Source organism: Streptomyces sp. UH6 (assembly GCF_013421635.1).
Lineage (GTDB): Bacteria > Actinomycetota > Actinomycetes > Streptomycetales > Streptomycetaceae > Streptomyces > Streptomyces abyssomicinicus.
This window is the reverse complement of sequence record NZ_JACADT010000220.1, coordinates 1-7,324: the sequence shown is the minus strand read 5'-3', so window position 1 is coordinate 7,324 and position 7,324 is coordinate 1. Positions and strand designations below refer to the sequence as shown.

At 72.3% G+C, this 7,324-nt stretch carries 5 protein-coding genes and 1 pseudogene; 2 read left to right on the top strand and 4 right to left on the bottom strand.

Features of this window, described 5'->3' with window-relative positions; all coding sequences use genetic code 11:
- Positions 1-203 (top strand): annotated as a pseudogene (locus HW445_RS13435) (hypothetical protein); the annotation flags it as partial.
- Positions 204-557: 354 nt separating this feature from the next.
- On the opposite strand, the gene HW445_RS13430 reads toward HW445_RS13435, so the two are convergent.
- Positions 558-1,088, bottom strand: coding sequence for a hypothetical protein (locus tag HW445_RS13430; protein ID WP_180221256.1), 531 nt, complete (start codon positions 1,086-1,088; stop codon positions 558-560).
- A 2-nt stretch (positions 1,089-1,090) separates the two neighbouring features.
- Positions 1,091-1,693, bottom strand: coding sequence for a MarR family transcriptional regulator (locus HW445_RS13425; RefSeq protein ID WP_151771054.1), 603 nt, complete (start codon positions 1,691-1,693; stop codon positions 1,091-1,093).
- An 875-nt stretch (positions 1,694-2,568) separates the two neighbouring features.
- Here HW445_RS13425 and HW445_RS13420 point away from each other — a divergent pair.
- A complete protein-coding gene (locus tag HW445_RS13420; RefSeq protein WP_180221255.1) occupies positions 2,569-3,390 on the top strand; it encodes an AfsR/SARP family transcriptional regulator in 822 nt (273 codons plus the stop codon).
- 87 nt (positions 3,391-3,477) lie between these two features.
- On the opposite strand, the gene HW445_RS13415 is transcribed toward HW445_RS13420, so the two are convergent.
- Both HW445_RS13415 and HW445_RS13410 read right to left on the bottom strand, forming a co-directional pair.
- Positions 3,478-6,504 (bottom strand): non-ribosomal peptide synthetase, encoded by a 3,027-nt coding sequence (locus HW445_RS13415; protein WP_180221254.1) that lies wholly within the window; start codon positions 6,502-6,504, stop codon positions 3,478-3,480.
- A gap of 6 nt (positions 6,505-6,510) precedes the next feature.
- Positions 6,511-7,324: TauD/TfdA family dioxygenase (locus HW445_RS13410; protein ID WP_180221253.1), on the bottom strand; the 814-nt coding region annotated here is incomplete at its 5' end.

The window sequence follows — 7,324 nt, the reverse complement described above, 5'->3', positions numbered from 1 at the left end:
AGCTCTTCACCCGCAACCCGGGCCTCGTCCACACGGCCCTCACCCGCCTGCCCCCGGCCTGGCGCCGCCTCGACGCCTACATCGCGGGCCGCACCAGCGTGGCGGGGATCATGGCGACCCCGCTGGTCCGCGGCGCCTCCACCCTGGCCGCCCGGCTCCCCTTCGTGCCCGGCGCACGATCCCCGGAACGGCCCCGCTCCTGAGGGGCTCCCGGTGTCCCGCGCCGCCTTCGCCGGGCGGGCCGCGTGACGGACCGGGCCGCGGGGCCCGCGGAATTATCACGCCGTGATAACCGGGCGGCACCACGCGCGAAAATCGGCCGTCCTCGGGAAGGAGCCGCCGGACGGGGCTCGCACATGTCCGCGATGGCCTGGTGACCAGGGGCCGTGGGAGCCGCTGACCGGCGGCATTCCGGCCACCGGGGGCCGGACGCGGGGCGGGCACCCCCGCAGCGGCCGAGGCGGTGCTGTAAAGTTTGCAGCGAAACCAAGACACATCGGAGCCCCGCCTTCTCGGCGGGGCTCCGATGGTTTCCGGGGTCCTTCGGCCGTGGACCGTCAGGACGGCTGCCGCCGGGGGCGCCGCCTGGCGGTGGTGATGCTGACGACGTCGGCCTCGGCGACGGCCCGCTCCCGTCGGGTGTCCGGAGCCGACGACGACGCCTTCGCCCGGCCCTTGTTGCGGCGCTGACGGGCGATGGATGCCTCGGCGACGGCGCGGTCGTAGCGGTCCTGGAAGTGGTCGACGTCGAGACGGTCCTCGGGGTCCAGGTCGCGGATGGCCTCGAGGTGCTCCTCGAAGGTGCGGCCGCCGGCCAGCATGGGGTTGAGCCGGTAGGTGCCGCGGGCCTCCCGGAACACCATGCGGGCGTGGATGAGCGACTGCAGGCCGCGCCCGGCCATGGAGCGGTGCACGCCGAGCTGGGCGGCGAGCGCCTCCTCGGTCACCAGGCACAACCCTCCGTTCTGCTGGGTGCCCAGCAGCTCGAAGAGAACCCGGTAGGCGATGCCGGGCATGGCGGGCATGTACGCGAAGACGTTGAACGTGCCGACGGACAGCTCCTGCTGAATCGGCGCAGGCAGCGGCATGGTCAGGCCTCCTCGGGTTTCTCCGGCAGCCGTGCGCCGGGCAGCCCCAGCGCACGGAACTCGTCCGGAACGTTCGGATCCAGCGCGAGGTCGCTCAGCAGACTGAGCTGCTCGACGGGGACGGTGACCCTGCGGCCCGAGCCCCTGCCGGGCTTGGGAACGGCTCGGTAGCCGCCGCGCAGGGTGACGGCGGGCTGGAGCTGATAGTGGCCCCGCCTCGGCGAGAACACCAGGCCCAGGTTCTCCAGCTTGTGGATGCTCCGCGACACCTGCGGCCGGGTGAGCTGCAGGGCGTCGGCGATTTCCCGCTGCTTGAGGCACACGGCGCCGCCCACGTCCTGGCTGCCCATCAGCCAGAGCAGGACCCGCAACGAGGTGTTGTCGTCACGGAAGTACTGAGCCATCCAGCACAGGAACTCCAGCGAGTCCTGAGCGAAGTACCCGCCGATGAAGTTGCCCGCGCTGACCGGGGGACGTACCTCGGCCGAGTGCCCGGCCGGCAGGCGGACGAGGTTGTCCCTGGGTCTGGGGGCGAGGTTGTAGGGGCTTTCGGGCGCGGGTGACGAGCGGGGTGACCGGTGGTCGTCCCGCTGCGGCTGGGCCATGAGCCCTCCTTTGTCGAAACCAAGACCCGCTCACCCTAGTCAGTTGCGCAGATAGGTAGCAACGATGCGACCTATCGGCGCGTTCGCGGCGCGAAGTTACCTCATGAGGTAACTTCCGGTGGTCGCACTATTGCGCACATAGGTCGCAATCAAGGGGTCGAAGTTACCTCATGAGGCAATCTCAGGGTGCCGAAGTTGCCTCATGAGGTAACTTCTGAGCCATGCGCACCTCTCTGACCTGCGGAAACGTAGGCCTCTTCCTTATTAGAAGGTGCGGGCCGTCAGTGGTTCCCGTGCTGGGGTGCGATGGTGACGCAACGTCAGGGAACAAGGGCGCGGTCCGAGTCCCGCGACCTGTGGAATCAGTGGTTCCGTCCCCGGACGGACGGCTTCCGCCCCGACGGGCGAGTTTTTCCTCCTGGAGCGCCCGGCCATTTCTCCAGCGAGGCTCAAGCGTTCCTCCAGCGGGGTGCGCCCCACACACCCGCTGACGTCTTCTCATGCCGCAGGCGGCGCCAAACCCGGCAGTGATGCCCGGCCCGGCAATCCGTGTCCCGGGGGCGGGGCCGGAGGAGCCCCCGGGAGGTTCCGCGCGGCGCGAAGCGCCCAACGGCGCCGCACGGCCGCGCTTCGACGACGGACGGCCGACCGCCGGTCCGCACCTGCGCGGCTCGACGACCGGGCGCGGCACCGCCGATCGCGCCGGAGGCGTGATGTCCCCCCGGTGACCTCAGCTGATCCGGCCAGGATGAGGCCCGCGAGTGGAAGCCGCCTGGAAAGCAATTGGAGAGGGACTGGAGGGCACCGCTCGACCGACACGTTTCGGACTAGCGTGCGACGCGAGTGGTCGACGGTATGCGAAGGGGGAGGCCGGCATGAAAATTCAGGTTCTGGGCCCGCTCGAGGCCCATGTCAACGGAGCGTCGATCGTGCCGTCCGCGGCCAAGCCACGACAGATCCTGTCGTTGCTGACGTTGTACCCAGGCAGAGTGGTGCCGGTACAGAGACTCATGGAGGAGATCTGGGGCAGCCACCCTCCGCAGAGCGCCCTCACCACGCTGCAGACGTACATCCTGCAGCTGCGGCGCCGTCTGAGCGCCGCCATGGGGTGTGACGCCGGCACCAGCGCCAAGGACGTTCTGGCCACCCGGCACAACGGATACGTCCTGCAGATCCCCTCCGGCTGCGTGGACGTGCACCGCTACGAGGAGCTGACCGCCCAGGGGCTGGCGGCCTTCGAGTCCGGCGACAACGAGGGGTCCGCCCGGTGCTACCGGCAGGCCCTCGAGCTGTGGGACGGCAACGCCCTGGTGGACGTCCGGCTCGGCCCGGTCCTCGAGATCGAGGTGCTGAGGCTGGAGGAGAGCCGGCTGGTGGCGGTGGAGCGGCGGATCGACGCCGACCTGCGGCTGGGGCGGCACAGCGAGCTGATCGCCGAGCTGACCGAGCTGACCGCCCGTCACCCGCACCACGAGGGGCTCCACTCGCAGGCCATGGTCGCCCTGTACCGGGCGGGGCGGCAGGGTTCCGCCCTGGAGATCTACCGCAGGCTGCGGATGCGGCTGATCGAGGAGCTCGGGGTGGAGCCGTCCCCGCAGCTTCAGCGCCTGCACCAGGCGATGCTCACCGTGGACCCCCAGCTCGACCAGATGGCCGGGCCCCGGCGCACCTCCACGTTCGACCTCTTCGCGGCCTGAGAGCACCGCCGCAACAGGACCGGACCGACGACCACACGAACCGGTGGGGACGAGCCGCGCAGGCGCCGTCCCCACCGGTTCACTTCGTCAGCTCAGCCGGCGGGCCACCTCCGAGACGTGTCGCAGGGTGGGGCGGGCGATGAAGCCGGCCAGGTGGGACATGAACTCCTTCTCCCCCTCGCGGCCCACGACGTCCGACGACACGCGCGCCAGCATGGTCAGCAGGGACACCGAGTCCCCGCCCAGGGCGTGGAAGTCGGGGTCCTGGCCCAGCCGGTCCGCGGGCAGCCCCAGGACCTCGGTCCAGATCTCGGCGATGGTCTCCTCCACTTCGTCGCGGCTCCCGGCGAACCCTCCGGCGTCGCCCGAGCCCTGGGAGGGCTCGGCGGCGCCGGACGGCCTCGGCAGGGCGGAGACGTCCACCTTGCCGTTGTGCGTCAGGGGCAGTTCGGGGATGAGCAGGATGGTCGAGGGGACCATGTAGCGCGGCAGCCGCTCCCGCAGGTGGTCCTCGAGCAGGGGGAGCAGGTCGGTGGGCGTCCCGTCGCCGGCGGCGACGGCCCAGGCGCACAGGGTCCGGTCGGTCGTCCCGGGGCGGGTCAGCCCGGCGGCGAAGGCACTCGCCACCGACGGGTGTTCCTCCAGGATCCGGGCGATCTCCGCGGGTTCCACGCGGTGACCGTGCACCTTGACCTGCTCGTCGGTGCGCCCCGCGGACTCCAGTTCCCCGGACGGCAGCAGCCGGGCGAGGTCTCCGCTGCGGTACGCGCGGGTCCCGTCGGCCAGGCGCACGAAGCGTTCCGCGTCGAGATCCGGCCGGCCCCGGTAGCCGCGGGCCAGCTGGTCACCGGCCAGGAACATCTCGCCCACCTCGCCCGGTTCGACGAAGCAGCCCCGGGCGTCGAGCAGGTGGATGGCGGTGTTCGGGGTGGGCAGACCGATCGGCACCGACGGCAGCTCCGCGTCCCGTTCCGGGTCGAACCGGCGGGACATGCAGCCGATCGTCGTCTCGGTCGGCCCGTACTCGTTGAAGATCCGGCACTGCGGGCCGAAGATCTCCTGCGCCCGGGCGGCCACCGCGCCGCGCAGCAACTCGCCGCCGGCGACGACCGTGCGGAAGCCCACCGGCCGCAGCCCCAGCCTGCTGATGAGATCGAGGTGGGTGGGGGTCAGCTTGAGGGCGTTCGCGCCCGAGGAGGTGAGCATCTCCCGGAGCACCGTGTGGTCGAGGTCGTCGGGGACCAGGGCGACGGAACCGCCCACCAGCAGCGGCAGGAACAGCGCCGTGTTGGACAGGTCGAAGGCCAGCGAGGTGAACAGCGGGAACCGGGTCGTGTCGTCCACGCCGTACAGGGGAATCGCCCAGTCGGCGAAGACGGACAGCTGGGCGTGCTCGATCTCGACGCCCTTGGGGCGGCCCGTCGAACCGGACGTGTAGATGACGTAGGCGAGGTCGTCCGGCCGCACCCCCGCCGGGACCGGGCGGCCGCCGCGGCCGGCCAGGTCCTCCACGACCGCCGCCTCGCAGCCCACCGGGACTAGGTCCCGCTTGGCCAGGTCCGACCCCACCAGGCAGACGGAGACCCGGGCGTCGCGCAGCAGGCCCTTCAGCCGCTGGTCGGGATGGGCCGGGTCCAGCGGCAGGTAGGCCGCGCCCGCCTTGAGAACGCCCCAGACGCCGGCCATCGCCGCGACGGTGCGGCCCACGGCGAGCCCCACCACCGAACCGCGCCCGACGCCCCGGTCCTGCAGTTCGGCGGCGACCGCGTCGGCCCGGCGGTTGAGCTCCGCGTAGTCCACCGGTCCTTCCGGGCCGGTCAGCGCCACCGCGTCGGGCGTACGCGCCACCTGGGCCTCGAACTGTTCCACCACCGTGCCGGTCCGCGACAGCGCACGGGGGGCGGCGTTGCCCGCCCAGCGCCGGCGGTGGGCGGGGGAGAGTTCCTCCTCGATGGCGTCGAGGAGGGCCTCGGCCCGCTGCGCCGTGCCCGGTTCGTCGTGCCAGCCGATGGTGATCTCGGTGCGGCCGCCGAACTCCACCAGGTCGATCTCGGGAGGACCGACGGGGCCCGAGTTCGGCAGGACGAAGACCTCGGTGGCCCGGAAGGCGTCGGTGCTCAGGGCCGCCTCGTCGACGCGGCCCATGTGCGAGACGATCGCCAGGGCCGCGTACTTGTTCCGTGCGGCGGAGTACCCGTCCAGCTCCGCGATCTGACGGCGCAGCACGTCCAGCGGCACCTGGGTCATCACGGTGTCGGCGCGCGCCGCCAGGTCGTGGTTGCCGGCCAGCAGCGTCAGCATCCGCTCGTGCGCCTCCTCCCAGCCGGAGTCGGCGTCCACCTCCAGCAGCGGGTTGTGGGTGAGGTTGCCCGTCGAGCGCAGTTCGGGGGCGTGCCGGCGCAGGTCCACCGGCACCATGAAGCGTCCGGTGTCCAGGCCACGGGCCCGGGTGACGGCCAGGGCCACCTTGGCGACCGCGCCCGGGTGCGAGCCGTCGACGGTGCGGCGGCGCCAGAAGAACCCCCGGCCGCCGCCCGCACGCCGGGCGCCCAGCGCGGAGGGCCACTCGAGGTCGGCCTCGACGCCCGGCGAGCTCGTCACACCCCGGGCGTCCAGCCGGTCCAGCAGCTCGGCCTCGCTCACCGCGTCGGGAGCACCGTGCAGGGGCTCGCCGCGCAGGGCGCGGAAGACCTCCTCGGCCCAGAACATCAGGCCCTTGCCGTCCAGCGCGCCGTGGAAGGCTCGGAACACCACCCGGGTGCTGCCGTCCCCGGAGGACAGCAGCACCTCGCAGGTGGGGCCCGGGTCGCCCATCAGCGGACGGTGCAGTTCGGGCGGATCGACGGCCAGGTCGAGGCCGCCCGGGGGCAGCTCGCGGACCTCGGGGGCCGTCCCGCTGTCCTTCCAGGTCATCCCGTCCCGGGTGAGCCGGGTGCCCGGGCAGGACCGGGCGGCCTGCTCGACGGCGTCGGCGAGCTGGGGCCCGGTGATCACCCCGGTTCCTTCGACGAGCAGGTGCATGACTCCGGGCACCGAGTCCGGGTAGACCAGGAACCATGCCTCCATCGGGGAGACCGGCCGGGTGTAGGGGAGGGGGACTGCCCCGATGGCCATGACGTGTTACCTCTCGGTCGGGGTGGCGGCCGGCGCGGCGCTCAGCAGGACCTGGCCCCCGGTCGGGCGGAGTGCGCGCGAGCGCCGGTGGTCGAAGTGCACGAAGATGCGCTGGAGCCAGCGGTCCGCGCCGTCGTAGCGCGGAACGAAGGCGCTGCGGCCGTGCAGCGCCATGCGGTTGTCGACGAAGGCCAGGTCTCCCGGCTGGAGCAGCAGCTCCCGGTAGCTGCGTTCGACCGCCTTCTCCAGCAGGAGGAGCGCGTCGGTGGCCTCGCCGTCGAGGGCCACGGTGCTGCTGAAGTCGACCGTCAGGTCCGGGTCGTCGGGGCTGCCGGTCAGCACACCCCGCGGCCGGGCACTGCCGGAGGGCATGTCGAAGGAGGCCGGGGCCTCGATGAGGAAGCGCGGCTCGTGCAGCACCGCGCGAACGGCGGCGGGCAGCAACGGGACGATCCTGCGCACCGACGCCACCCGGAGCTTGGCCACGTTCTCGTGGTCGTTGCGCAGGCACATCAGGCCCACCAGGTCCGGACGCAGCGGGTGGAAGGCGTTCTCCGTGTGCATGTTCAGCTTCACGGAGCCGGCGTTGCCCTGGAAGGTCTCCATGCCCGGCACCGGCACCACGTCCTGCAGCAGGGCGCCCGACTTCTCCTTGTCGAAGGCGACGACCTCGCCCAGCGCCATGCCGATGAGCATGACGGCCGCGGCCGGCAGGGTCGCCGTGCGCTGCACCGAGCCGGGGACGGACGGCGTCGCCGGAGGGCCGGCCGGCTCCAGCGGCAGGTTCCGCAGCAGCAGCATCGCGTCGGTGCCCGGGTCC

Coding starts and splice junctions, on each gene's coding strand:
- HW445_RS13425 (WP_151771054.1), bottom strand. CDS start 1,693: ATGGCCCAGCCGCAGCGGGACGACCACCGGTCACCCCGCTCGTCACCC.
- HW445_RS13430 (WP_180221256.1), bottom strand. CDS start 1,088: ATGCCGCTGCCTGCGCCGATTCAGCAGGAGCTGTCCGTCGGCACGTTC.
- HW445_RS13420 (WP_180221255.1), top strand. CDS start 2,569: ATGAAAATTCAGGTTCTGGGCCCGCTCGAGGCCCATGTCAACGGAGCG.
- HW445_RS13415 (WP_180221254.1), bottom strand. CDS start 6,504: ATGGCCATCGGGGCAGTCCCCCTCCCCTACACCCGGCCGGTCTCCCCG.